21 protein-coding genes are annotated in these 24,012 nt (G+C 67.9%); 10 read left to right on the top strand and 11 right to left on the bottom strand.

Annotated features, from left to right (window positions below; translation table 11 throughout):
• Positions 1–87: 87 nt before the first annotated feature.
• A complete protein-coding gene (locus FRZ61_RS12490) occupies positions 88–1,236 on the top strand; it encodes an IS4 family transposase (protein ID WP_151115011.1) in 1,149 nt (382 codons plus the stop codon).
• Between the two features lie 133 nt (positions 1,237–1,369).
• Here the strand turns inward: FRZ61_RS12490 and FRZ61_RS12485 are convergent, their stop codons facing one another.
• The 5 genes from FRZ61_RS12485 to FRZ61_RS12465 all read right to left on the bottom strand — a co-directional run bounded on the left by FRZ61_RS12485 (position 1,370) and on the right by FRZ61_RS12465 (position 5,778).
• Positions 1,370–2,425: a sulfate/molybdate ABC transporter ATP-binding protein gene (locus tag FRZ61_RS12485; protein WP_151118034.1), complete on the bottom strand. Its 1,056-nt coding sequence runs from the start codon at positions 2,423–2,425 to the stop codon at positions 1,370–1,372.
• A 22-nt stretch (positions 2,426–2,447) separates the two neighbouring features.
• Positions 2,448–3,320: a sulfate ABC transporter permease subunit CysW gene (gene cysW, locus FRZ61_RS12480; RefSeq protein WP_151118033.1), complete on the bottom strand. Its 873-nt coding sequence runs from the start codon at positions 3,318–3,320 to the stop codon at positions 2,448–2,450.
• Positions 3,317–4,177 (bottom strand): sulfate ABC transporter permease subunit CysT, encoded by an 861-nt coding sequence (gene cysT, locus FRZ61_RS12475; protein WP_151118032.1) that lies wholly within the window; start codon positions 4,175–4,177, stop codon positions 3,317–3,319. Before cysT ends, cysW begins: the two co-directional genes overlap by 4 nt.
• Positions 4,174–5,193, bottom strand: coding sequence for a sulfate ABC transporter substrate-binding protein (locus tag FRZ61_RS12470; protein WP_151118031.1), 1,020 nt, complete (start codon positions 5,191–5,193; stop codon positions 4,174–4,176). The genes cysT and FRZ61_RS12470 overlap by 4 nt, the downstream gene beginning before the upstream one ends.
• A 114-nt stretch (positions 5,194–5,307) precedes the next feature.
• Positions 5,308–5,778 carry an RrF2 family transcriptional regulator gene (locus FRZ61_RS12465; protein WP_151118030.1) on the bottom strand — a complete coding sequence of 157 codons (471 nt, stop codon included), beginning with the start codon at positions 5,776–5,778 and terminating at the stop codon, positions 5,308–5,310.
• Positions 5,779–6,074: 296 nt separating this feature from the next.
• On the opposite strand from FRZ61_RS12465, the gene FRZ61_RS12460 reads away from it, so the two are divergent.
• The 7 genes from FRZ61_RS12460 to FRZ61_RS12430 all read left to right on the top strand — a co-directional run bounded on the left by FRZ61_RS12460 (position 6,075) and on the right by FRZ61_RS12430 (position 14,548).
• Complete coding sequence (locus tag FRZ61_RS12460) at positions 6,075–9,041, top strand: phosphoenolpyruvate carboxylase (RefSeq protein ID WP_151118029.1); 2,967 nt, start codon at positions 6,075–6,077, stop codon at positions 9,039–9,041.
• A 72-nt stretch (positions 9,042–9,113) separates the two neighbouring features.
• A complete protein-coding gene (locus FRZ61_RS12455; RefSeq protein ID WP_151118028.1) occupies positions 9,114–9,791 on the top strand; it encodes an SDR family NAD(P)-dependent oxidoreductase in 678 nt (225 codons plus the stop codon).
• 134 nt (positions 9,792–9,925) lie between these two features.
• Complete coding sequence (locus FRZ61_RS12450; RefSeq protein WP_151118027.1) at positions 9,926–10,501, top strand: SIS domain-containing protein; 576 nt, start codon at positions 9,926–9,928, stop codon at positions 10,499–10,501.
• A gap of 17 nt (positions 10,502–10,518) precedes the next feature.
• Complete coding sequence (hldE, locus tag FRZ61_RS12445; RefSeq protein ID WP_151120801.1) at positions 10,519–11,979, top strand: bifunctional D-glycero-beta-D-manno-heptose-7-phosphate kinase/D-glycero-beta-D-manno-heptose 1-phosphate adenylyltransferase HldE; 1,461 nt, start codon at positions 10,519–10,521, stop codon at positions 11,977–11,979.
• On the top strand, positions 11,976–12,959 hold the full coding sequence (rfaD, locus tag FRZ61_RS12440) for an ADP-glyceromanno-heptose 6-epimerase (RefSeq protein ID WP_151118026.1): 984 nt from the start codon (positions 11,976–11,978) through the stop codon (positions 12,957–12,959). Before hldE ends, rfaD begins: the two co-directional genes overlap by 4 nt.
• A 25-nt stretch (positions 12,960–12,984) precedes the next feature.
• A complete protein-coding gene (locus FRZ61_RS12435; RefSeq protein ID WP_191909427.1) occupies positions 12,985–13,908 on the top strand; it encodes a lipid A biosynthesis lauroyl acyltransferase in 924 nt (307 codons plus the stop codon).
• 19 nt (positions 13,909–13,927) lie between these two features.
• Positions 13,928–14,548 carry a D-glycero-alpha-D-manno-heptose-1,7-bisphosphate 7-phosphatase gene (locus tag FRZ61_RS12430; RefSeq protein WP_151118024.1) on the top strand — a complete coding sequence of 207 codons (621 nt, stop codon included), beginning with the start codon at positions 13,928–13,930 and terminating at the stop codon, positions 14,546–14,548.
• Here the strand turns inward: FRZ61_RS12430 and FRZ61_RS12425 are convergent.
• From FRZ61_RS12425 to FRZ61_RS12405, 5 genes are all read right to left on the bottom strand, one after another.
• Positions 14,545–15,903 (bottom strand): transaminase, encoded by a 1,359-nt coding sequence (locus tag FRZ61_RS12425; protein ID WP_151118023.1) that lies wholly within the window; start codon positions 15,901–15,903, stop codon positions 14,545–14,547. The genes FRZ61_RS12430 and FRZ61_RS12425 overlap by 4 nt on opposite strands.
• Before the next feature lie 10 nt (positions 15,904–15,913).
• Positions 15,914–17,542, bottom strand: a complete 1,629-nt coding sequence (locus tag FRZ61_RS12420; protein ID WP_151118022.1) for an amidohydrolase — start codon at positions 17,540–17,542, stop codon at positions 15,914–15,916.
• Positions 17,543–17,904: 362 nt separating this feature from the next.
• Positions 17,905–18,876 carry a patatin-like phospholipase family protein gene (locus tag FRZ61_RS12415; protein ID WP_151118021.1) on the bottom strand — a complete coding sequence of 324 codons (972 nt, stop codon included), beginning with the start codon at positions 18,874–18,876 and terminating at the stop codon, positions 17,905–17,907.
• Between the two features lie 24 nt (positions 18,877–18,900).
• A complete protein-coding gene (locus FRZ61_RS12410) occupies positions 18,901–19,641 on the bottom strand; it encodes a DUF2927 domain-containing protein (protein ID WP_191909426.1) in 741 nt (246 codons plus the stop codon).
• A 205-nt stretch (positions 19,642–19,846) separates the two neighbouring features.
• Positions 19,847–21,448 (bottom strand): 5-guanidino-2-oxopentanoate decarboxylase, encoded by a 1,602-nt coding sequence (locus FRZ61_RS12405; RefSeq protein ID WP_151118019.1) that lies wholly within the window; start codon positions 21,446–21,448, stop codon positions 19,847–19,849.
• 291 nt (positions 21,449–21,739) lie between these two features.
• Here FRZ61_RS12405 and FRZ61_RS26420 point away from each other — a divergent pair, with 291 nt between their 5' ends.
• Together FRZ61_RS26420 and FRZ61_RS12400 are read left to right on the top strand one after the other, a co-directional pair.
• Positions 21,740–21,892, top strand: a complete 153-nt coding sequence (locus FRZ61_RS26420; RefSeq protein ID WP_191909425.1) for a hypothetical protein — start codon at positions 21,740–21,742, stop codon at positions 21,890–21,892.
• Positions 21,893–22,074: 182 nt separating this feature from the next.
• Positions 22,075–22,950, top strand: coding sequence for an AEC family transporter (locus FRZ61_RS12400; protein ID WP_151118018.1), 876 nt, complete (start codon positions 22,075–22,077; stop codon positions 22,948–22,950).
• A gap of 7 nt (positions 22,951–22,957) precedes the next feature.
• Here the strand turns inward: FRZ61_RS12400 and FRZ61_RS12395 are convergent, their stop codons facing one another.
• Positions 22,958–23,788 carry a universal stress protein gene (locus tag FRZ61_RS12395; protein WP_151118017.1) on the bottom strand — a complete coding sequence of 277 codons (831 nt, stop codon included), beginning with the start codon at positions 23,786–23,788 and terminating at the stop codon, positions 22,958–22,960.
• Positions 23,789–24,012: the final 224 nt, after the last annotated feature.

The following is a 24,012-nucleotide window of genomic DNA, read 5'->3' as shown; positions in this document are numbered from 1 at the left end:
AGTTTTAGTGGACTGGGCGCACGGCGTTGATTCTACTCGGTCCTGGACATCGCCAAATGTTCCGGGACATGAGAAAGGACCAACGCCGTGCCGCACGAGAATAGCGTATTTCATTCGCTTCTTAAGCTGATTAACTGGGACGAGTTTGCGCGCCTGGTCGAGCGGCACGGCAGCGACGCACGGGTTCGCCAGTTGACGAGCAAGAGCCAGTTCATGGCGCTGCTCTACGGCCAACTCTCGGGTGCGAGCAGCCTGCGTGAGATCGTGACGGGACTGGAGAGCCACGAGAGACGGCTCTATCACCTGGGTGGGGACAAGGTCCGTCGTTCGACCCTGGCCGACGCCAACGCGCTGCGGCCCAGCGCCTTGTTCACCGATCTGCTGGCCGCCCTGATGATGCAGGCCCATCGCGGGCTGCGCCGCCAGCTTGCCGAGGTCACCTACCTGATCGATTCGAGCGGCCTGCCGCTCAACAGCCTGAGCCGGGACTGGGCCCGCTTCAGCGCCGGCGTGTGTGGAGCCAAGCTGCATGTGATCTACGATCCCGATGCCGACCGGCCGATCTACGCCGCCGTCACCCCGGCTCGGGTCAACGACATCACCGCCGCCCAGGCCATGCCGATCGAGCCCGGCGCCACCTATGTCTTCGATCTCGGCTATTACGACTACGCCTGGTGGGCCGCGATGGACGCCGCCGGCTGCCGGATCGTCACCCGCTTCAAATCCAACACGCCGCTGGCTGTCGTTGCCCGGAACCCGCTGCCGGCAGACAGCACCATCCTTTCCGACCGCGTCGGCTATCTGCCCGCCCGGCAGGCGGCCAGCCAGCACAACCCGTTCCAGGACCCGGTGCGCGAGGTCCGGGTCAAGACCGAGGCCGGCAAGGTCTTGCGCATCCTCTGCAACGATCTCGACGCATCCGCCCAGGAGATCGCCGATCTCTACAAGCGCCGCTGGGCCATCGAGCTGTTCTTCCGATGGGTCAAGCAGACCCTGAAAATCCGCCACTTTCTCGGTACCTGCGAGAATGCCGTGCGCATTCAGATCGCCGTCGCGCTCATCGCCTTCCTGCTGTTGCGGCTGGCTCAGAAGGCCATCGAGAGCCCGCTCGGCACCTTGGCCTTCGCTCGCCTCGTGCGGGCCAACCTCATGCACCGCCGGCGCATCGACCGTCTGCTCGAGCCGGAGCCCATACCCCGGATCGAGCCGGGCCAAATGGTCCTCCCGTGGACATGAAACCCGAACCGGACAGCCGTGGGCTTGACCCGGCAATCCAGGGCAACCGATGCGTCCTTGGCCCAGGATCGCCGGGTCAAGCCCGGCGATGACAGGATAAAGAGATGATAGCTGGAGACAGGGGGCGGCGCCCTTACCCGTTCGCCACCGGGAAGATCCGCACGCGGCGGAAGGTGAGGGCGACGTCGGCGCCGATGTCGGGGGCGTCGACGCCGGGCTGCAGGTGGATCTCGATGATCTCGTCGCTTTCGAGCCGGCGCAGCTCGACCCGGACGGTGGGGCCGGCGGCGTGGATCTTCAGCACGCGCGCCTTGAGGCCGGGCGCGTTCGGCTCGGTATGGATGTCGCAATCCTCCGGCCGGACATAGGCGACGCCGGGCAGCGCCGGCGCGTCGCTCGGCACCTGGGCGGTGAAGAACTGCTCGCCCAGCCTGGCGCCGCCCTTCTCGATCCGGCAGTTCAATCGGTTGGTGTTGCCGAGGAACTCGCAGACGAAGGCGTTGGCGGGGTTGCGGTAGATCTCGGTCGGCGTGCCGATCTGGGCGATGCGGCCCTCGCTCATCACCGCCACGCGGTCGGCCAGCTCCAGCGCTTCTTCCTGGTCGTGGCTGACGAAGATGCTGGTGATGCCCATCTCGTCATGCAGGCCGCGCAGCCAGCGGCGCAGATCCTTGCGCACCTTGGCGTCGAGCGCGCCGAAGGGCTCGTCCAGCAGCAGCACCCGGGGCTCGATGGCAAGCGCGCGCGCCAGCGCCACGCGCTGGCGCTGGCCGCCGGAAAGCTGGCTCGGATAGCGGTCGCCGAGCTGCTCGAGCTGGACCAGCTGCAGCAGCCGGTCGACGCGCTCCGTGATCTCGGCGCTGGAGGGGCGTTCCCGGCGCGGCTTCACCTTCAGGCCGAAGCCGATGTTCTGCGTCACGGTCATATGCTTGAAGAGCGCGTAATGCTGGAACACGAAGCCCATCTGCCGGTCGCGCGCGCCCTGATCGCTGACATCGACGCCGTCGATGGTGAGCTGCCCGGCGTCGGGGAACTCCAGCCCCGCCAGGATCCGCAGCAAGGTGGTCTTGCCCGAGCCCGAGGGGCCCAGGAGGGCCAGGAACTCGCCGGGGCGGACGGCGAGGTCGATGCCCTTGAGCGCGGCGAAATTGTCGAAATGCTTCACCAGGCTGGTGACGGTAATGCTCACCTCGATGCCTCCGCGGGAAGAATCAATGGCGCACGCCGCCGGCGAGCCGGTCGGCATAGCGCCATTCGAGCAATGATTTGAGCACCAGCGTGACCAGGGCGAGGAGCGCGAGGAGCGAGGCCACGGCGAAGGCGCCGACGAAATCGTACTCGTTGTAAAGGATCTCGATATGGAGCGGCATGGTGTTGGTCTGGCCCCGGATATGACCCGAGACCACCGAGACCGCGCCGAACTCGCCCATGGCGCGGGCATTGCAGAGCAGCACGCCATAGAGCAGGCCCCAGGTGACGTTCGGCAGGGTCACCCGGAAGAAGGTATGGAAGCCGTTGGCGCCGAGCGAGATCGCGGCCTGCTCCTCCTCGGTGCCCTGTTCCTGCATCAGCGGGATCAGCTCGCGGGCGACGAAGGGGAAGGTCACGAAGATCGTCGCCATGACGATACCCGTTACCGAGAAGATGATCTTGATGCCGAGCGCGTCGAGCGTGGGCCCGAACCAGCCATGGATGCTGTAGAGCAGCACGTAGATGAGGCCCGAGATCACCGGCGAGACCGAGAAGGGGAGGTCGATCAGGGTGATCAGCAGGCTCTTGCCGCGGAACTCGAACTTGGCGATCGCCCAGGCGGCCGCAAGCCCGAAGACGAGGTTGAGCGGCACCGCGATCGCCGCCACCAGCAGCGTGAGGCGGATGGCGGCCAGCGCGTCCTTTTCCGAGATGGCGGCAAGATAGGTCTCGATGCCCTTCGTGAGCGCGCCGACAAAGACCGAGACCGTCGGCAGCACCAGCATGGTGAGCAGATAGGCCAGCACGACCAGGACCAGCAGCCAGCGCACCCACCAGGGCTCGGTGGTCGGGTCGCGTCGGCGCTTCGCGATGGGCGGCACGGCGGCGTTCATGCGCGGGCCTCCTCGTGACGCCGGGCCCAGCGCTGCAGCAGGTTCAGCACCAGCAGCATGGCGAAGGAGGCGGCCAGCATGACCACGGCGATGGCGGCGGCGCCCGCATAGTCATATTGCTCGAGCTTGATGACGATCAGCAGCGGCGCGATCTCGGACTTCATCGGCATGTTGCCGGCGATGAAGATGACGGATCCGTATTCGCCGACGGCCCGGGCGAAGGCCAGGGCGAAGCCGGTCAGGAGCGCCGGGGCGATGGTTGGCAGGATCACATAGCGGAAGACCTTGAGGCGCCCGGCGCCGAGGCTGGCGGCGGCCTCCTCGAGCTCGCGTTCGAGATCCTGCAGCACCGGCTGGATCGTGCGAACGACGAAGGGCAGGCCGATGAAGGTGAGCGCCAGGGCCACGCCCAGCGGCGTGAAGGCGACCTTGATGCCGAGTGGCACCAGCAGCTGGCCGATCCAGCCATTGGGGGCGTAGAGCGTGGTCAGCGCGATGCCGGCGACGGCGGTCGGCAGCGCGAAGGGCAGGTCGATCAGCGCGTCGATGACCGGCCGGAAGGGAAAGCGGTAGCGCACCAGCACCCAGGCGGTGACGAGGCCGAAGACGGCGTTGACCAGGGCACCGATGAGCGCGGCGCCGAAGCTGAGGCGCAGCGAGGCCAGCACGCGCGGAGCCGTGACCGCGGCCCAGAAGCCCGGCCAGCCGAGTTCCGCCGGCCGCGCCAGCAGCGCGGCCAGCGGAATGAGCACGATCAGGCTGAGGTAGAAAATGGTGAAGCCGAGCGTGAGACCGAAACCCGGTAGCACGCTCGGCTGTCGCCATTGCACCCCGAAGATGGTGCCGGCTTGCTTCATTGAGTGGGCGTGTAGATCTGGTCGAACACGCCGCCGTCGGCGAAGTGGGTCTCCTGGGCCTTCTTCCAGCCGCCGAACTCCGCGATGGTGACGAGCGGGATCTGCGGGAAGTTGGCCTTGTACTTCTCGAACACCGCCGGATCGGTGGGGCGATAGAAGTTCACGGCTTCCAGCTCCTGTGCTTCCGGCGAGTAGAGATACTTCACGTATTCCTCGGCGATCTTCCGCGTGCCTTTTTTGTCGACCACCTTGTCGACGACGGTGACCGGCGGTTCCGCCAGGATGCTGAGGCTCGGCACCACGATCTCGAACTGATCCGGGCCCAGCTCCTTCAGCGCCAGATGGGCTTCGTTCTCCCAGGCGAGGAGCACGTCGCCGATGCCGCGCTGCACGAAGGTGGTGGTGGAGCCGCGCGCGCCGGTATCGAGCACCGGCACATGCTTGAAGAGCTCGGTCACGAACTTCTTGGCGCTCTCGTCGTTGCCGCCCGGCTGCTTCAGGGCGTAGGCCCAGGCCGCGAGGTAGTTCCAGCGCGCGCCGCCCGAGGTCTTCGGGTTCGGCGTGATGACCTGAACGTCGTTCTTCACCAGGTCGTTCCAGTCCTTGATGCCCTTGGGATTGCCCTTGCGCACCAGGAACACGATGGTCGAGGTGTAGGGAGAGCTGTGGTTGGGAAGGCGGGCTTCCCAGTTCTGGTCGATCAGGCCCTTGCTGGCGATGGCGTCGATGTCATAGGCCAGCGCCAGGGTGACGACATCGGCTTCGAGGCCATCGATGACCGCGCGGGCCTGCTTGCCCGAGCCGCCATTCGAGGTTTCGGCCGTGATGTCTTCGCCGCTCACGGTCTTCCAGTGCTTCACGAAGAGCTCGTTATAGGCCTTGTACAGCTCGCGGGTCGGATCGTAGGAGACATTGAGGATCTTCGTCTCCGCTTGAGCCGCGGTGGCAATCCCGGCAAGGCCGGCGGCAACGGTCGCGGCGAACGCAAGGGATAGGATGGATCGTCGGCTGGTCATAGTCCTTCCTCCATGTTTCGTCTGCGGCGTCCAGGCTTGGTCGGTTTTCCCGATCCTTTTGGTAGTGTTAAGGAGCAAAAAAAGGGCGGCGCGACGCCGCCCTCATTCCGGCAATCAGATATCGGCCCCCAGATCGAGAAGGGCCGTTGCTTTCGCGGAACGCGGGGTGGGCGTTCCGCGCACGATGTCGGCCAGCGTGGTGCGGTCGAGAATGGCCGCGGTCGCGTCGCGCACCTTGCGGAAGACGCGCCGGATCTGGCAGCTCGCCTCGTCATGGCAATCGTCGCAGCGCCGATAGGCGGTCAGGCTGGCGCAAGGCAGGGCGGCAAGGGGCCCGTCCATCAGCCGGATGACGTTGCCGAGGAAGATCTGCTCCGCCGGCTTGGCCAGCGCGTAGCCGCCGTTGCGGCCGCGGAAGCTGCGCACGAGGCCGGCGCGCTTCAGCTCCACCAGGATGATCTCCAGGAATTTCTTCGGCACCGCCTGACGCTCCGCGACCTCAGAAATCAGAATGGCTTCGCCGGGTTCCTGCTGGGCCAGATATTGGAGGGCCCGCAAGGCATATTTCGCTCGATGGGAAAGCATGATGGAATTACACTACTCTTTTGATAGGGTATGTCAAGGCCTCTGAGCCCAGCATTGGACCGGTCGGGGCTCTTTGATCGGCCCGGCAGGAACACGGGGTCGCGCGGCTGCAACTCGCGGTCGCCGACAAACCGCCTCGCGAACGGCGTAGGATCATCATCGCGGCCGGGAATGGCGGGTTCCGACGAGACCCGGCCGGCCGTGCGGCAGCGGGAAGAGGGGCGGGAAACTTGCTGGAGCGCCAGAAGAGCAGGGATCGTGCGGATCGCTCGGGACCGGAGCCATCCTCTCCCGGCTTGGCCGCCCTGCTGGCGGGTGACAGCAGCCCGCTGCTCACGGCGCCACGCTTCGCGCCCGCGCCGGCGGCCGATCTCGCCCGGCTCCATGACGAACTGGCACGGCTGTTCGAGGAGTTCGAGCGCCAGACCGAGCGCGATCCCTATGGCAACCCGGTCCAGCTCCTGGCTTTCGAGCTGCTGCGCCGCTTCGATCGCGACCTGCCGCCAGCCCTGATCGAGCAATTGCTGCAGCGCCTGACCCTGCATGCCTTCACCGAGCGCGCGCGGCGGCTGGCCCGCTATGTCGGCGAGGACGATCCCGCCCGAAACCGCGCGGCGATCGAGGCCGCGATCCGCCGGCTGGGATTCGACGGCACCGGCAAGCCCGTTTCCTTCGAGCGGTTCCGCGCCACCGTGGAGCGCGAGGTCTATGGCATCGTCATCACCGCCCATCCGACCTTCGGGCTCGCCTTCCGCATCGAGCGCGCGCTGGCAGCCCTGGCGCTCGATGCCGACGCGACCGGCGAGACGCTCAGCGCCGCCGAGCGCCAGCGCCTGGCCCGGCGCGTGATCGAAGCGGAACATCGGCCCGAGCCCAGCCTCGATCTCAAGGCCGAGCACAATCTTTCCCTCGAGGTGCTGGAGAATATCCGCTCAGCACTGGCCCAGCTCTACGAGGCGGCCTTCGCGGTCGCCGGCGAGCTCTATCCCGAGCGCTGGATGGAGCTCAGGCCGCGCCTGCTGACGGTGGCGAGCTGGGTCGGGTTCGACCTCGACGGCCGCGCCGATATCGGCTGGAACGACAGCTTCTACAAGCGCCTCAAGCTGGCGGCGATGCAGGTCCGCTACTACCGCGACCGGCTGACCGAGATCGCGCCCTTGACCGACCCCGCGACGAAGTCGGCCTTCGCGATGCTGGCCCGGCGCCTGGCGCAGGCCGCCGACGAGATGGACCGCGAGATCGAGATCTTCGAAGCGGCCGCGGGCGACGCCAGACGCTGGCGCGAGCAGCTCGCGGCCCTGGCGCAGGCGATGTACGAAGGCCGCCAGGCGCGCCTCGTCAGCGGCGGCGATATCGTGGCGGTGCTGGAGCAGGCGCTGACCGAAGCCCCGGCGGCGGCGCGGCCGGCGATCGCCGTGCTCCTGGCCGAGGTCCTCAATCACGGGCTGGGCCTCGCCCATATCCATGTGCGCCTCAATTCCACCCAGCTTCACAACGCGATCCGGCGCGAAATCGGCATGGAGGGAGCGCCCGACGATCCCAGCCGCCGCCGCAGCTTCCATGCCGCCATCAACGCGCTCTTGAGCGAGGTCAAGCCCGCCAGCATCAATTTCGGCTCGCTCATGGCGGAACGCGCCTCCGCCAAGCGCCTCTTCATGCTGGTGGCCCAGTTCCTCAAATATGTCGACACGGCCACGCCGGTCCGCTTCCTGATCGCGGAATGCGAGACCTCCTTCACGCTGCTGACGGCGCTCTATTACGCGCGCATGTTCGGGATCGAGGACCGGCTCGACATCTCGCCGTTGTTCGAAACGATCAAGGCCTTCGAGCGCGCGCCGCGCATCCTCGACGACGCCCTGGCCAACCCGCACTACGCGGCTTACTTGCGCAGGCGCGGGCGGCTCTGCATCCAGACCGGCTTCTCCGATGCCGGCCGCAATCTGGGCCAGACCGTGACGGCCGCGACGGTCGAGCTGGTGCGTTCGCGCCTGGCCGATCTCCTGGCCGATCGCGGCTTCACCGATATCGAGTTGGTGATCTTCGACACCCATGGGGAATCGGTCGGCCGTGGCTGTCACTATGACGGCTTCGCCGAGCGCTTCGCCTATGTCGCCTCGCCGGAGAGCCGGCGCCGCTTCGCCGCCAGGGGCATCAAGGTCAAGCAGGAGACGAGCTACCAGGGCGGCGATGGCTGGCTCTATTTCATGACGCCCGCGGCCTCGCTCGCCGCCGTGGCGCGGATGATCGAGTTCGCGCTCGAGACGCCGGCTCCGGCCAGCGCCGACCCCTTCTATGCGGACTACGACTATGTGACCGAGTTCTTCATCGCGGTGCGCCAGTTCAACGAGCGGGTGATGGGCGACCGCAATTACGCGGCGCTCCTCGACAGCTTCGGGCCGAGCCTGCTTTATCCTGCGGGCTCGCGGGCGATGCGCCGCGAGACCGAAGGATCGGCGCAGCGTGCCGACCTGATCCATCCGACCCAGATCCGCGCGATCCCGCATAACAGCATCCTGCAGCAGCTGGGGCTGATGGCGAACACGCTGGGCGGCGTGGGCCAGGCGATCCGCAAGGATCCGGAGCGCTTCCAGCGGCTCTATCGCGAAAGCCCGCGCTTCCGCACCCTCATGGCCATGGTGCGCTGGGCGCTGGCCTTCAGTTCCCCCGATCTGCTCAAGGGCTATATCGACCTGCTCGATCCGGGGCTCTGGCTGATGCAGGCGGCGCATCATTCGAGCGCCGGGCATAGCGACGAGCTGCGCCAGGTGTCCGACCATCTGGAGCGGCTGGGCAATCATGAGAAGCTGACGCGGATCTTCCGCGTGCTGCAGGCCGACTATCTCGACCTGGTGGCGGGGCTGGGCGCCGCCGAGGCGGAGACCGGGATCGGGCTGCCGCCCGCCCTGCGGCGCGACCTCCATCTGCTGCACGCGATCCGGATCGCGCTGATCCAACGCATCTTCCTGCTCTCGACCCATATCCCGGCCTTCACCGACCGGCACGGGATCACGCCGGAGCAGCTGATGGCGAAGATCCTGCATCTGGAGATCGATGCCGCCGTGGCCATCCTCGGCCGGATTTTCCCGGTGGTGGAGGAGCGGGTGGACCAGGCCGCGTTCGGGGAGCCCGCGAGCTATCGCAGCGAGGAGGCCCAGTCCTACGAGGCGGAGCACCGGCGCATCTTCGAGCCGATGGCGCATCTCTATGAGCTGGTCCGCCGCACCGGCAGCGCCATTACCCACATAATCGGCGCGGTTGGATAATCGGGGCGCCCGCACCAGATTTCCCTGCGACAGGTTTCGGCGCCGGCAACCCCCTATCGAAAGAGGATCATCATGGCGAAGACCGAACGTGCCTTGATCGTGGGCGTGGGCGCGGGGCTGAGCGCCTCGCTGGCGCGGCGCTTGCGCCATGACGGCGCCGAGGTGGCGCTCGCATCCCGGAACATCGACAAGCTCGCCGGGCTGGTAAAGGAATCGGGCGCCCGGGCCTATCGCTGCGATGCCCGCCGGCGCGAGGATGTCGCGGCCCTGTTCAAGGCGGTCGACCAGGAGCTGGGCGGGCTCGATCTGGTCATCTACAACCCGAGCCAGCGCGCCCGCGGCCCCTTCGTCGACCTGGATCCGACCGAGGTCGAGCAGACCCTCATGGTCACGGCTTATGGCGGCTTCCTGGTGGCGCAGGAGGCGGCCCGGCGCATGCTGAAGCAGGGCCATGGCAGCATCCTCTTCACCGGCGCCTCGGCCAGCGTGAAGGGCTATGCCCAGTCGGCGCCCTTCGCCATGGGGAAGTTCGCGCTGCGCGGCCTGGCGCAGAGCATGGCGCGGGAGCTCGCGCCCAAGAACATCCATGTCGCGCACTTCGTGATCGACGGCAGCATCGGCAAGGATCCCGAGGGCGAGGCGCGACTCGATCCGGACGCGATCGCGGACACCTACCTCCATATCCATCGCCAGCCGCGCAGCGCCTGGACCTGGGAGGTCGAGCTTCGCCCCTGGGTCGAGCGCTTCTGAAAACCGTTTGAAGCCAAGGCGGTTAGGCGCGCCTGCGCTTGCCGCCGGAGGGGTTGCAAGGGTAGGGTCGCGGCTGGGTTCCGGCCGGGATCGGATATCGAGTCCGGCCCCTGGCGGCGACCGGAAACGGGGCGATGGGCGGCGATCTTTTCGAGCGTGAATTGGCGGAGCATCTGGCGGTGGCCGAAGCCGTGCGCGGCGGTTTGGCGGCGCCCTTCGCTTCCATGCGGGCGCTCTGGCTTTCGACCGTCCAGGGCGGCGGCAAGATCCTGTTCTTCGGCAATGGCGGCAGCGCCGGCGACGCGCAGCATCTGGCGACCGAGCTCACCATCCGCTATTCGCGCGACCGCAAGCCGATTGCGGCGATCGCGCTCACGACCGACAGCTCGGCGCTCACCGCCGGCGGCAACGATCTCGGCTTCGAGCGCGTCTTCGCGCGCCAGCTCGAGGCGCTGGGCCGCAAGGGCGACCTCGCCTTCGGCATCTCGACCTCGGGCCGCAGCCCCAATGTGCTCGCGGCCTTCACCATGGCCCGCAGCCTCGGCATCGCGACGGCGGGGCTCACCGGGGCCGGTCCCCATCGGCTTGCCGACTATTGCGACCAGATCCTGGCCGTGCCCTCCACCGTGACCGCGCGCATCCAGGAGATGCATATCACCCTGGGCCAGATGCTCTGCGCCGCCCTGGAGCAGGATCTGGGGCTGGTATGAGCGACGCCCACGGCCCCATGCTCGACCGGTTCGACCTGACGCGCTTCCAGCAGGCGCGGATCCTGGTGCTGGGCGACGTCATGCTCGACCGCTATGTCGACGGTTCGGTGGAGCGCATGTCGCCGGAAGCGCCGGTGGCGGTCCTGCGGGCCGATGGCGAGCGCAGCATGGCCGGCGGTGCCGCCAATGTGGCGCGCAACATCGCGGCCCTGGGCGGGCAGGCGATCCTGATCGGGCTGGTGGGCCAGGACGATGACGGCGCCGCGCTGACCCGGGCGCTGCGCGGCGACGGCGGCATCGAGGCGCATCTCATCACCGATGCCGCGCGGCCCACCACGACCAAGACGCGTTTCGTGGCCGGGCGCCAGCAATTGCTCCGGGTCGATCACGAGAGATCGACGCCCGCCAACCGTGCGGTCGAGCAGGAGTTGCTGGCGGCGGTCCAGTCGGTCCTGGGCCGGGTCAATCTCGTCATCCTGTCGGACTATGCCAAAGGCGCCCTGACCGACCGGGTCATCGCCGGCGTGGCGGCTGCGGCCAAGGCCGCCGGCAAGATCGTGATCGCCGATCCCAAATCGCGCGACTTCCGGCGCTATCGCGGCGTGGATCTGCTGACCCCGAACCGGCACGAGGCCGCGGTCGCGGCCGGCATCCCCTGCGGCAACGAGGCGGAGGCCGTGATGACCGGCGCCCACCTCATGGAGCAGACCGGCATCGCCTCGCTGCTGATCACCCGCGGCGAGCAGGGCATGACCCTGATGCGCAAGGGACGCCCGCCGCTGCATCTTGCGGCCGACGCGCGCGAGGTGTTCGACGTCTCGGGTGCCGGCGACACGGTGATCGCGAGCCTGGGGCTGGCGCTCGCCACCGGCTTCGAGATGGAGACCGCGGCGCGCTTCGCCAATCTCTGCGGCGGCATCGTGGTCGGCAAGGCCGGCACCGCGCTGGTCCATCCGGCCGACGTGACCGGCGCGCTCCATGCGCGGGCGCTGGGCCTTTCCAGCGATGCCAAGATCATGGATCTGGGCCAAGCCGTGGCCCAGGCCGAGCATTGGCGCGCCTCGGGCCTCAAGGTCGGCTTCACCAACGGCTGCTTCGACCTGATCCATCCCGGCCATGTCACGCTGCTCGCCAAGGCGCGGGCTGCCTGCGACCGGCTGATCGTCGGCCTCAACAGCGACGCCTCGGTGCGCCGTCTCAAGGGGGCCGAGCGTCCGATCCAGGACGAAGAGATGCGGGCGACGGTGCTGGCGGCGCTCGCCAGCGTCGACATGGTGGTGATCTTCGAGGAAGACACGCCGGTCAAGCTGATCGAGGCGCTGCGGCCCGACCTGCTGGTGAAGGGGGCCGATTACCGGCTCGACCAGGTGGTCGGCGCCGACATCGTCCAGGGCTATGGCGGCCAGGTGCTGCTGGTCGATCTCGTCGCCGGCCATAGCACGACGGCGACGATCAAGCGGCTCGGTCGCAATCAATGATCCTCGTGACCGGCGGCGCCGGTTTCATCGGGTCCAACCTGGTGGCGGCATTGTCGGAGCGGGGCACGCCCGCCGCCGTCTGCGACCAGCTCGGCACCGGCGAGAAATGGCGCAATCTCGCCAAGCACGAGATCGTCGACCTGATCACGCCCGACCAGTGCCTCGGCTGGCTCGACCGCAACCGTCACCTGATCGAGCTGGTGGTGCATCTGGGCGCGATCAGCGACACCGCCGCCACCGATGCCGATCTGGTGGTGGCCAACAACTACGCCTTCTCGCGGAGCCTCTGGGACTGGTGCAGCCGCGCCGAGCGGCCTTTCATCTATGCCTCGTCGGCGGCTACTTATGGCGACGGATCCGCGGGCTTCTCCGACGCCTGGGAGGGCAATGCGCTGGCCCTGCTCAAGCCGCTCAATCTCTATGGCTGGAGCAAGCAGCTCTTCGACCGCTGGGTGGCGGGGCAGGCGGCCGGCCTGCGCCCGACGCCGCCGCGCTGGTACGGGCTCAAGTTCTTCAACGTCTATGGGCCCAACGAGTATCACAAGGGCGCGATGCAGAGCGTGATCGTGCGCAACTATCCGCGCGTCGCCAACGGGCTCGCCATCGAGCTCTTCCGCTCCTACCGCGAGGGCATCGCGCATGGGGCGCAGAAGCGCGATTTCGTCCATGTGCGCGATTGCGTGGACCTGCTGCTGTGGCTCTCGGACGCGGCCGCCGCCAGCGGCATCTACAATGTCGGCAGCGGCAGCCCCCGCACCTTCCTCGATCTCGGCACGGCGCTCTTCGCCGCGGTGGACCACGAGCCGCGCTTCGAGTTCATCGAGATGCCGCAGGCGCTGCGCCCGCTCTATCAATACGAGACCGCGGCCGACCTGACGCGGCTGCGGGCCGCCGGTTATGAAAGGCCGTTCATGTCTCTGGAGGCCGGCATCGCCGACTATGTCGGGCGCTATCTGGCGACCGGGGACCGCTACCGGTGAGCCGTCCCGGCGGCCCCGGCCTCCCATGAGCCAGCGCCGGCCCTCCTTGATCAAGCGGTTCCGGCAGGCGCTCGAGGGGGCCTTGCTGCTCCTGCTCTGGCTCCCTGTCCGCTGGATGCCGATCGACTGGGCCTCGGGCCTGGGTGGCGGGATCGCGCGCGTGATCGGGCCCTGGTTCCCCGTCAGCGGCACCGGCCGCCGCAATCTGAAGCTCGCCTTTCCCGACAAGAGCGAAGCCGAGATCGAGCGCATCCTCGAGGGCGCCTGGGACAATCTCGGCCGCTACGCGCTCGAGTATCCCCATCTCAAGCGCATCTGGGACTATGAGGTGGGACAGCCGGGACCGGGCCGTGTCGAGGTGGCGGGCGTCGACCAGTTCCTGGCGCTGCGCGACGACGGAAAACCGGCCCTGATCTTCGCCGCCCATCTGGGGAACTGGGAGCTGCTGCCGGTGGCCGCCGCCCGCCATGGGCTGCCGGTGACCGTGCTCTACAAGCGGCCCCGGAACCCGGTCGCGGCGGAGATGCTGGACCGCATCCGGCGCGACGCCATGGGCGAGCTGATCTCGACCGGCATCCACAGCGCGATCGCGGCGGTCGAGGTGGTCGAGCGGGGCGGGCATCTGGGCATGCTGGTGGATCAGCATGCCAATCTCGGCCCCGTCGTGCCCTTTTTCGGGAACCCGGTGCGCACCGCCCCGTTGCTCGCCAAGCTGGCGCGGCGCTATCAATGTCCCTTGCATGGCGCGCGAGTCGAGCGTTTGGGAGGGGCCCGGTTCCGGGCGACGCTGACGCCGCCGCTCGAGATTCCCGTCACGGACGACGTCGAGGCCGACGTCGAGGCGATCATGACCAAGGTGACGTCGATCATCGAAGGCTGGGTGCGCGAGCGGCCCGAGCAGTGGCTCTGGCTGCATCGGCGCTGGCGCCCGCTCAAGCAGCGGCGCTAGGCGCGAGGATCGGACCGCCATGGGGCATCCCCTCCATGCCAACGGCTGCTGGTTCGAGCGGCGCCTCTCGGTGGCATCCGCGCGCGAGAGCAGCGCGCTCTTCCTCGATCGCGACGGCGTCGTCATCGAGGATGAAGGCTATCTGGCCGATCCGAAGAAGGTGCGGCTGATCCCGGGCGCGCGCGAGGCGCTGGTGGTGGCGCGTGCCAAGGGCTGGCATGTGGCGCTGGTGACGAACCAGTCCGGCATCGGGCGTGGGATGTATGGCTGGAACGAGTTCGCGGCCGTTCAGGCGGCGATGATGGCGGCGCTCGGCGACGCGGCCGCCACGATCGAGCTGGTGGCCGCCTGCCCGCATTACCCGAGCCATCCCTGGCGCAAGCCCGAGCCGGGCATGATCCTGGCCGCGCTTCAGGCGCTGGGTGCCGATCCGGCGAAATCCTGGATGGTGGGCGACAAGGCGGCCGACCTCAAGGCGGGGCGTGCCGCGAAGCTCGCGGGCGGCTTCATCGTCGGCACGGGCGAGGGCCGCAACGAGCGCGCCGGCGCCATGGCCTGCGGCGGCAACGGCTTCGCGCTGCGCTCGATCGATTCCATTGCCGCGCTGGGCCCCTGGCTCAAGGGTGCCGGCGCGTCCTAGCGGCCCAGCAGCGCCGCTACCGCCTCGCCGAAGACCTCGTTATGCCGGTCGATGTCGGCCTCGCTGGTGGCGGGGCAGGCGAGCAGCATGTTGTGCATCGGCGTCACCATCACGCCGCGATTGAGGCACCAGAGATGGAAGAAGCGGTCGACGGCGCTGTCGGCGCCGGCCCGCGCTTCGGTGCCGGTGCGCGGCGGCGAGGGCTGGAAGCGATACTCGACCCGGGCGCCGAGCTGGGTCACGTACCAGGGCAGGTCATGGCGGCGGACGACGGCGCGGATACCCTCGGCGAGACGGGTGCCGAGCCGGATCATGTGATCGTAGGCGGCCTCGGTCGCGACCTCCGTGAGGGTCGCCCGCATGGCGGCCAGCGCCAGCGCGTTGGCGGTGAGCGTGCCGCCGATTCCGGCGACGGCGGCCCCCGGCCCGTAGAGCCGCTCGCGCACTTGGCCCCCGATCGTGTCGGTCATGCCGAAGACCGCGGCCGGGATGCCGCCGGCGATCGGCTTGCCCAGCACCAGAATGTCGGGTTCGAGCCCATGGGCACGGCTATAGCCGCCGGGCCCGGTCGAGATGGTATGGGTCTCGTCGATGATGAGCAGCGTGCCGGTCTTGCGTGCGATCGCGCGCAGGGCGGCGTGATATCCGTCATCGGGCAGCACCACGCCGGTGAGATTGGTGAGCGCGGGCTCGGTCAGGACGCAGGCGACCTTGCGGTCGGCCAGGGCCGCCTCGAGCGCCGCGAGGTCGTTGAACTCGATCACGCGCGTATCGGCGGTCGGATCGAAAGCGGGTCCGACATTGCCGCGCCGCGAACGCGGCTTGCCGTTCTCGAGGCTGACGATCGTCTCATCCACCGTGCCGTGATAGCAGCCGTTGAAGACCAGGATCTTCGGCCGGCCGGTGATCTCGCGGGCAAGGCGCAGCACGAAGCGGTTGGCGTCGGTGGCGGAGAGCGCCATCTGCCAGAAAGGCAGGGCGAAGCGCTGCGCCAGCAGTTCCGCCACGATGACCGCGTTCTCGGAGGGCAGCATCGCGGTCAGGCCCTTGGCCGTCTGCGCCGCTGCGACCCGGGCTACGGCCGGTGGCGAATGGCCGAACATGGCGCCGGTGTCGCCGAGGCAGAAATCGATATAGCGATGGCCGTCGATGTCGGTCAGGCGGGCACCCTCGGCCTCCGCCATGAAGGGCGGGAAGGGGCCCGGCCATTCGCTCATCCATTGCATCGGCACACCGCCCACGAGGCTGCGGGCGGCGCGTTCGAAGAGCGCGCGCGATCTCGGCCGCGCCGCGGCATAGCGCTCGCTCTCGCTCGCGGTCAAGGCCGCGAGCCGGCTCCGGTCGATCGTTGCCATAGGGGCCAGGTCAGGCCTGGAACTTCACGGCGCCGCCGACGACGGTCATGTCCACTTGCGTGTCCTTGATCTTCTCCGGCGCCACGGCGAAGGGGTCCTGCCGCAGGATCGCGAAATCGGCGAGCTTGCCGGGCTCGAGCGAGCCCTTGATGTCCTCCTCGAAGCCGGCCCAGGCGCCGAGCGTGGTATAGGCGCGCAAGGCTTCCTCGACGGTGATCGCCTCCTCGAGACCGAAGGCGCGGCCGGTGTCGGTGCGCCGGGTCACGAGCGCGCCGATGATCTCCCAGGGATTGGTCGAGCAGATCGGCGCGTCGGAATGGCCCGGCGCCGGCACGCCTTTGTCGATCAGGCTGCGATGCGGGAACATCCAGCGCATCGCCTTCTCGCCGCGATTGTCGATATAGGCGTCGCCCAGGCTGTACATAAAGCCGGTGGCGGAGGAATCCACCACGCCCAGCTTCTTGATCCGCTCCAGGATCTTCGGCGTGACATAGCAGCAATGCTCGACGCGGCTGCGATGGTCGGGCTTGGGATGCGCCTGGAGCGCCGCCTCGATGGCGTCGAGCGCGAAATCGATGCCGCGATCGCCGAGCCCCTCGATGCAGACGCGCAAGCCCGCCTTGTGCGCCGCGACCACGCGCGGGATCAGGTCCTCGGCCTCGTAGAGCAGCATGCCCGTGTTCGGCACCGGCTCGCCCGGCACCGGCGTGCCGACATAAGGATCGTAGTAGGCGGCGGTGCGGCCGGAGGTCGAGCAGTCGGGGCACCATTCGACGCCGATGACGCGGATCCATTCGTCGCCGAAGCCGGTGCGCACGCGGCTGTGGGTGTAGGACGCGACCAGGCTGTCGTCGCGTCCGTCGAGGATGACGCCGATGCGCATGCTGAGCTTGCCGGCCTCGCGCAGGCGCTGATAGGCGTCGATCGCCTTGCGTGCGGTCAGCGAGTTGTGCAGCGAGGTGACGCCATGCCGCAGATAGAGGTCGAACACCTGCGGCAGGCCGGTCTCGAACTCGCCGACGCTGTATTCGTCCTTGAACTTCTCCTCGAGGCTCCAGGCCGCCATCTCGCGCGCGAGCCCCGTCATGCGGCCCGTCTTGGGATCGCGGTCGAACTGGCCATGCGGCGGGTTGTGCGTGTTGTCGCCGACACCCATCGCCGTCAGCATCGGCGTGTTCAGCACCGCGATATGGTGATCGGTGCGATAGATCCAGACCGGCCTTCCGTTCGAGACGGCGTCGAGCTGCTCGCGCGTCGGATAACCACCCTGCTTCTTGTCGTTGAAGCAGAAGCCCAGGAGCGGCTTGTCGGGGGCGAGCTCCGACGTGCGCTTCTTCACGAACTGCAGCAGCTCCTCGATCGACTTGATCTGCGAGGGACCGACATCGGTCCAGCGCAAGAGCGAGATCGCGTGACTGTCGGGATGGCAGTGGGAATCGACGATGCCGGGCACGACACGCCGGCCCTTGAGATCGACGATCTTCGTCTGGCGTCCCGCGAGCCCTTCGATCTCGCTGTCGCTGCCGATGGCGAGGATGCGGTCCCGCCAGACGGCGAGAGCCTGGGCCTGGGCCGATTGCGCGTTCAAGGTCGCGATCTTGCCGTTCTTCAGGATCAGATCGGCGGCGATGGCGGTCATTCTTTCCCCCTGATTTTTCCTGACTGCTTAATCAACGCTACCACAACCAATTGAAAATGCACGAGGTTGGCGTCACAGAAAGGCCACACCATGGTTAATCCGAATCAGCGCAATGTCTCTTCCAGCGCCGGTCGCGGACCCCCGCAAGGCCGCCCCTCCGGTGCAGCTGCGTCGCCGCCGAAAGCCCCTCGCCACTGGGCCTGGCGAGAGGCTTTCGGAGCGCAGCACCCACACGCCAACTCGCGCGCCCCGCTCCCTCCCCGGGAGCGGGGCGGTCCTTTTCTGGGGTCTGATTCCTGCGAGGATCGGCGGTATCGCGGCTCCGCCCGCGTGAAGCTTCCCTTCATGGCCGAAACTTCATCCTACCGGATGGGCTTGCCGCGGAAGACGGCAATCGCATCGGCGAGCTCGGGCAGCGCGCGCTGGACCGCGTTCGTCCCTTCGGCGATGGCTTCGTCCGCGCGCTCGAACTCGAGCAGCCCGATATGCCCGAGGCGCGGCAGCACCAGCACGTCGGGCGGCTCGCCGGCGAGCCGGCTGCGGGCGATCCGGTCGAGCATGATGTTGAGCGACTGCACCATCACCGCGAACATGCTGGGGGTGTCGGCGCTGCGGCCGAACACGCGCTGCAGGATGCTGTTGAAGCGCGAGGGACGGCCCGTGGCCGCCTCCATCTGCGTGAGCTCGGCCGTCAGATCGATGCCGCCCTCGCGCTCGATCTCGACCTCGGTCGAGCGCGCGCGGCCGATGATGTCCGAATGGAGATTGACCGCGATGACGATATGGGCGCCGAGCGCCCGGCAGACCGAGACGGGCACGGGATTGATCAGCGCGCCGTCGACCAGCCAGCGGCCTTCGCGCCGGGCCGGCGAGAAGATGCCGGGCAACGAGATCGAGATGCGCAGCGCCTCGACCAGGCTGCCGTCGCGGATCCAGACCTCATGGCCCGAGACCAGATCGGTCGCCACGGTGGCGAAGGGGGCGGACAGGCTCTCGATCCGCAGCTCCCCCAGATGGCGGGCGATGATGTCGGTCAGCCGGTTGCCGCTGATGAGGCCGCCGCGGCCCATCTGGAAATCCAGATAGCCCATCACCTTGAGGCGCGTCAGCGCGCGGGCCCAATCCTCCAGCACGTCGAGCTTGCCGGCGAGATGGACGCCGCCGACCAAGGCGCCGATCGAGGTGCCGCAGATCACGTCGGGTTTTACGCCCGCCGCCTCGAGCGCGCGGATGACGCCGATATGGGCCCAGCCGCGGGCGGCGCCGCTGCCGAGCGCCAAGCCGATCCGCGGCCGCGTGAAGGGCGGCGGGACATTCTCGCCCGTGAAGCTCATGGATTGAATCTCATGAATCGAGGCTCAAGGACCGCCTTCTTCGAGGATCTGCCGCACGATCTTCAAAGCCTCGGGGCGGGCCATGCCGGGCTGGAGGCGGGGGCTGTAGAGCAGGCGCACCAGCATCTCATCATCGTCGGTCAAGGTGACCTGCGGGCTGTGATCGTTGAAGACCGAAGGATAGACCTTGTCGGAATCGTTGGGCAGCCCCAGGACCTGGGTCGTCTCCTCGATCACACAGGCCTGCAGGATGCCCTGCGACATGACGATGTCGATGGGAATGCCGATGACGGCATAGCCGATCGCCTGGGCGCCCTTGACGGCAAACATGCCGAAACAGGTGGAGCCGTGAAGATCCTTCCAGCTGCCCAGCGGCGGATCGAGATAGCGGTTGACCGATCCGATCAGCCGGTCGGCCGTGTCGAACACGAACATCAGATTGGCGTCGGACGCCTTGGGGACGAGATCGATCTTCAAACCCGTCAAACGCCGCAACAGGGCCACGTGTTCCTCGAGCTGCCGGCGTTCGAGATCCAGGGGGCCCGCCCGGGCGTCGAGGAAGATGCGGATGGACGTGACCCATTTGTGGATCTTCGCATCCATCGGCGTGCCGAACTCGGTGTTGAAGATGATGAGATCGAAATTGGTGACCAGCCGGTCGACGCGGGCATTGTTGCTGGCCCCGAGCAGCGGAATCGCCAGAAGGAGCAGCGCGCATCGTGACAGAACACCGACGGACCGGCGCGCCCATGACAAAGCCGCCATGTTCCGCTTACGTCTTCTCCGGTACATGGATGACGCTAACAATTTTTCGTCATGCCGGCTTTAGGCCGGCATCCATGAACACAAACCCCGCCTAAATATGCCCGGTCGGTGTTCATGGATCCCGGCCTTCGCCGGGATGACGAAAGAGTAAACGCGACCGTCCTCGATGCTGTGCCGTGCCTTGACGTCATTGAGGCGCAAAGCCTCAATCGAGCCAGGCCGAGTTCTGATGCACCTCGATCAGCGTCGGGCCGTCCGCGGTGAAGGCGTCGGTCAGGGCCTTCTTGAGCTGGGCGGCGCCGGTCGGCTTGGCGACATGCGCGCCGAAGGCCTTGCCCAGCATCTGGAAGTCCGGGTTGCGCGGCTTCACGGCGATCTCGGGGATGCCCTTGTGCACCATGTCGCCGGCGATCTGGCCCAGCGCATCGTTGTTCCAGAGCAGGATGGCGATCGGCAGCTTGAGCTCGACGGCGGTCGCGAGCTCCTGCACGGTGAAGAGGAACCCCGCATCGCCGGCGATGGCGACGCAGGCGCTTTCGGGCCGTGCCAGCTTGGCACCGATGGCGGCCGGCAGCGCGTAGCCCAGCGTGCCGTAGCCCACCGGATGGAACCAGCAGCGCGGCTGGCTCATCGGGAAATAGTAGTTACCGGTATAGGCGATCTGCGTCATGTCCGAGGCGATCATGCCGTCCTCGGGCAGCACCGCGCGCACGGCATCCAGCACCTTGCGGTGCTTCATCTGCAGCGCCGGCCAGCCAGAGAGGTTCTCCTGGCGCAGGCGCTCCAGCTCGGCGGCCGGGATGCGGCCCGCCGGCTTCTGGCCGTCGAGCGCCGAGGCGATGGCGTCGAGCGACAGCCCGGCATCGGCGAGGATCGCGACGGTGGCCGGGTAGTCGCGGGCGATGGTGCGGGGGTCGAGGTCGATGCGGATGAGCTTGCCCTTGATCTCGAGCCGGTCGACCCAGCTGTCGGTCTCGGCGAGCTCGGTGCCCACCGCCAGCACCACATCGGCCGAGGCGAGCAGGGCCTGGGTGCCGTCGGTCACGAGCGTGGAACCGAGGCAGAGCGGATGGTCGTCCGGCAGCACGCCCTTGGCCGCGACGGTGACGACGACCGGGCTGCCGGTCAGCTCGGCCAGGCGCTTCACCGAGGCCGCGCAATCGACCGTGCCGCCGCCCACCAGCATCAGGGGGCGTTTCGCCTCGCGCAGCAGTTCGGCCGCCGCGCGGACCGTTGCGGGCGACGGGCCCGGCTTGGCACTGCTGGCGCCCGGGGTCTCCACCCGCAGGGCGGGGGCCGCCAGCAGGTCGAGCGGCAGTTCGATATGGACGGGGCGGGGGCGCTGGCTGGCGAACCGGTCGAAGGCGTCCGCCATCGCGACCGGCAGCTCGCTCGCGGCGCGCAGGCTGTGGCTGGCCGAGACCAGCGGCGCGATGGCGGCCTGCTGGTCGGTGATCTCATGGAGCCGGCCGCGGCCGCGGCCGAGATCGCCGCTGCCATTGACGCTCGAAAGCATCAGCACCGGCACGGAATCCGAGAAGGCCTGGCCGATGGGGGTCGCGGCGTTGGTGACGCCGGGGCCGGTGATGACGCAGCAGACGCCCGGTCGGCCCGAGGCCCGCGCATAGCCGTCGGCCATGAAGCCCGCGCCTTGCTCGTGGCGGACACCGACATGCCGGATCGAGCTGTCCGCCAGCCCGCGGTAGAAATCCAGGGTATGGACACCGGGAATGCCGAAGACGGTATCGACGCCATATTGCTCGAGCAGCGCGATCGCGGCCTGCCCGCAGGTCATGTTGGTGGTCATTCCGGAAGTCCTTGATAGAGATCGGGGGCAGAGAGAGGGAGACCGAGGGAATTGAGGCGAATTCGACGAAAATCCTCGACAAGCGTGTCAAGTTTCGAGCGGGCGGCAGCATGGACCGGTGCCCGCTTGCCGGCAAGCTTGAGCTGGGCTGATCTTATCCCGGTTATTCATCATATCCACAGCTTCCCCCTGGCGAGGGCTTCCCTCACCATGCGCCGCCACAAGAGGCGCGGAGGACCGGCGTTGGTAAGTCCCTACCTGGTTAAGCCGTTACGGACGGTGGATGAAGTGGTGCGCGAGCAGGAAGACGCGCAGCGGCGCCGGCTGTCGCGGGGCGAAGGCCATGCGCTGCTCGAGCCGCAGCCGGGCCAGGCGGGCAGGACGCCGCGCGCCGACCGGGACAAGGACGGGCTCCGCCGCGGTCCCCGGGCGACGATCGAGTAGCAGCCCCGCTGGACCGGCTGAGGCCGTCCGATCACACCCGCCCTCTTTCCGTGATGGCAGGGCTTTCGGGAAGCCTTGCGTCGTTGCCTCCTTCCTGAACCGCTGTTAAGGCTCCGCCATGGCGCCGCCGCTCGAGGCGATGCCGGGGGTGATTTCGGGCGCGATCGAAGGACGGCGTCTCCATGCTGGCGACACTCTGCGCCATTATCCTGCCGATCCTGATCGTCTCGGCGCTGGGTTTCATCTGGGGGCGGATGGGCCAGACGCTGGAGCCGCGCCTGGTGACGGCGCTGGTCACCACAATCGGCACGCCCAGCCTGGTCGCCCATACCCTGACCGGCCTGACGGTCGATACCGCCGTGGTCGGGCGGATGGTGCTGGTGTCCTTCGCGGTCTTCGCCGGCTTCGCGCTGATGGGATTCCTCGTCTGCCGCGCGATGAAGCTGCCGCTCCATTCCTTCCTGCCGTCGCTCATGTTCCCCAACACGGGGAACATGGGCCTGCCGCTGACCCTTTTCGCCTTCGGGCAGGAGGGGCTGGCGCTCGCCATCGTGTTCTTCGTGATCTCCATCACGCTGCAATTCACCATCGGGATCGGCATCGCCTCGGGCAGCGCCGATCCGCGCCGCCTGCTGAAGATGCCGCTCATCTACGCGGTCGTGCTGTCGCTGGTGTTCCTCGTGACCGGATGGCCGGTGCCGCGCTGGCTCTCCAACACGCTGGATCTGCTGGGCGGCCTGACCATCCCGCTGATGCTGATCGCGCTCGGCGTGTCCCTGTCCCAGCTGCGCGTCCGCTCGCTCGGGCGTGCCACGATCCTCTCGGTCGCGCGGCTCGGCGGCGGCTTCCTGGTGAGCTACGGCATCGGCCGCGCCTTCGGCCTCGAGGGGCCGGCGCTGGGCGTGGTGGTGCTGCAATCGACCATGCCGGTCGCGGTCTTCAATTATCTTTTCGCCGAGCTCTACCGGCGCGAGCCGGAGGAGGTCGCCGGCATCGTCGTCGTCTCGACGGTGCTGTCCTTCGCGACCCTGCCGCTTCTGATCCTGTTCGTGCTCTAGCCCGCGCTCAGTGCGACAGCAGCGAGCAGACGCTCGGCTGCAGCAGGAGATCGTAGGTCACGCCGCCGAGCATCCATTCGCGCAGGCGATTATGCCCATAGGCGCCCGCGACGAGGAGGTCGACCTGATTCTCCTGCGCGATGGCATCGAGCTGCGCGGCATCGTCCCGGCCGGCGACCACCGCCAGGGGCTCCGCCGCGATGCCATGGCGCTTGAACCATCCGGCGACATCCTGGAGGCGATCCTGGGCCGACGCGAGACCGTCTTCGGGGACGATCTCGACCACCGTCACGCGCGCCGCTTTCTTCAGGAGCGGCAGGGCATCGGTGGCGACGCGGCGGGTCTCGCGGCTTTCCTTCCAGCCGAGCATGGCATGGTTCAGCTCCAGCGCTTCGATATTCGGGGGCACGACCAGGACGGGGCGCCCCACGCTCATGACCAGGTCGCCGATATCCACGCTTGCCGACGCATTGAAGGGCGATCCGCCGCGGCTCGGCCCCGTCACCACGAGATCGGCGGCGCGTGCCTGCGCCGTGGCGAAACCGGCCAGGGGCTCGAAGCTCACCGCCGAGCGCCACTCCAGGCCGGAAGCCTTGCCCTCGAGAGCCGTCCGGAAGCTTGCCTCCGCGGCCTTCATGTCGTTCTCGATCTCGGTCTGCTGGGCGGCCAGCAGATCGCCCGACGCATAGCCGTCGCCATAGGAAATCTGAATCGGCCGGCAGGCGGCGACACCGATGACATGCGCCTTGAACTGCTCGGCCAGCGTGGCGGCGACACGCAGCACGGCGTCGTTGGAAGAACTCAGACTCACATGCACCATCAAGGTGGCGTAACCCATCGTCGTCTCCTGCGGGGGCAATCTCGCGGGGCGGCCTTTCACGGAAGCCGGGGGTCGTCCCGACCTGTCGGCCAGCCTCCACGTCGTTAAGATATCTTTCTAGGGTGAGAACCGGCGGGTGGGTTTGATTTCGATCAAGAAGCGCCCGGCGCGTCGTGATGACGATCGGGAATTCCCAGGCTTCGTCGTCGTTTGACGATATCTTCCGGCCCGGTTCCGAGCGA

This window comes from Hypericibacter adhaerens, from assembly GCF_008728835.1.
GTDB classification, from domain to species: domain Bacteria; phylum Pseudomonadota; class Alphaproteobacteria; order Dongiales; family Dongiaceae; genus Hypericibacter; species Hypericibacter adhaerens.
The sequence above is the reverse complement of the archived record's forward strand: the minus strand, read 5'-3'. Positions and strand labels throughout refer to the sequence as shown.

Coding starts and splice junctions, on each gene's coding strand:
- cysW (WP_151118033.1), bottom strand. CDS start 3,320: ATGAACGCCGCCGTGCCGCCCATCGCGAAGCGCCGACGCGACCCGACC.
- cysT (WP_151118032.1), bottom strand. CDS start 4,177: ATGAAGCAAGCCGGCACCATCTTCGGGGTGCAATGGCGACAGCCGAGC.
- FRZ61_RS12470 (WP_151118031.1), bottom strand. CDS start 5,193: ATGACCAGCCGACGATCCATCCTATCCCTTGCGTTCGCCGCGACCGTT.
- FRZ61_RS12465 (WP_151118030.1), bottom strand. CDS start 5,778: ATGCTTTCCCATCGAGCGAAATATGCCTTGCGGGCCCTCCAATATCTG.
- FRZ61_RS12455 (WP_151118028.1), top strand. CDS start 9,114: ATGGCGAAGACCGAACGTGCCTTGATCGTGGGCGTGGGCGCGGGGCTG.
- FRZ61_RS12450 (WP_151118027.1), top strand. CDS start 9,926: ATGGGCGGCGATCTTTTCGAGCGTGAATTGGCGGAGCATCTGGCGGTG.
- hldE (WP_151120801.1), top strand. CDS start 10,519: ATGCTCGACCGGTTCGACCTGACGCGCTTCCAGCAGGCGCGGATCCTG.
- rfaD (WP_151118026.1), top strand. CDS start 11,976: ATGATCCTCGTGACCGGCGGCGCCGGTTTCATCGGGTCCAACCTGGTG.
- FRZ61_RS12435 (WP_191909427.1), top strand. CDS start 12,985: ATGAGCCAGCGCCGGCCCTCCTTGATCAAGCGGTTCCGGCAGGCGCTC.
- FRZ61_RS12430 (WP_151118024.1), top strand. CDS start 13,928: ATGGGGCATCCCCTCCATGCCAACGGCTGCTGGTTCGAGCGGCGCCTC.
- FRZ61_RS12425 (WP_151118023.1), bottom strand. CDS start 15,903: ATGGCAACGATCGACCGGAGCCGGCTCGCGGCCTTGACCGCGAGCGAG.
- FRZ61_RS12420 (WP_151118022.1), bottom strand. CDS start 17,542: ATGACCGCCATCGCCGCCGATCTGATCCTGAAGAACGGCAAGATCGCG.
- FRZ61_RS12415 (WP_151118021.1), bottom strand. CDS start 18,876: ATGAGCTTCACGGGCGAGAATGTCCCGCCGCCCTTCACGCGGCCGCGG.
- FRZ61_RS12410 (WP_191909426.1), bottom strand. CDS start 19,641: ATGGCGGCTTTGTCATGGGCGCGCCGGTCCGTCGGTGTTCTGTCACGA.
- FRZ61_RS12405 (WP_151118019.1), bottom strand. CDS start 21,448: ATGACCACCAACATGACCTGCGGGCAGGCCGCGATCGCGCTGCTCGAG.
- FRZ61_RS12400 (WP_151118018.1), top strand. CDS start 22,075: ATGCTGGCGACACTCTGCGCCATTATCCTGCCGATCCTGATCGTCTCG.
- FRZ61_RS12395 (WP_151118017.1), bottom strand. CDS start 23,788: ATGGGTTACGCCACCTTGATGGTGCATGTGAGTCTGAGTTCTTCCAAC.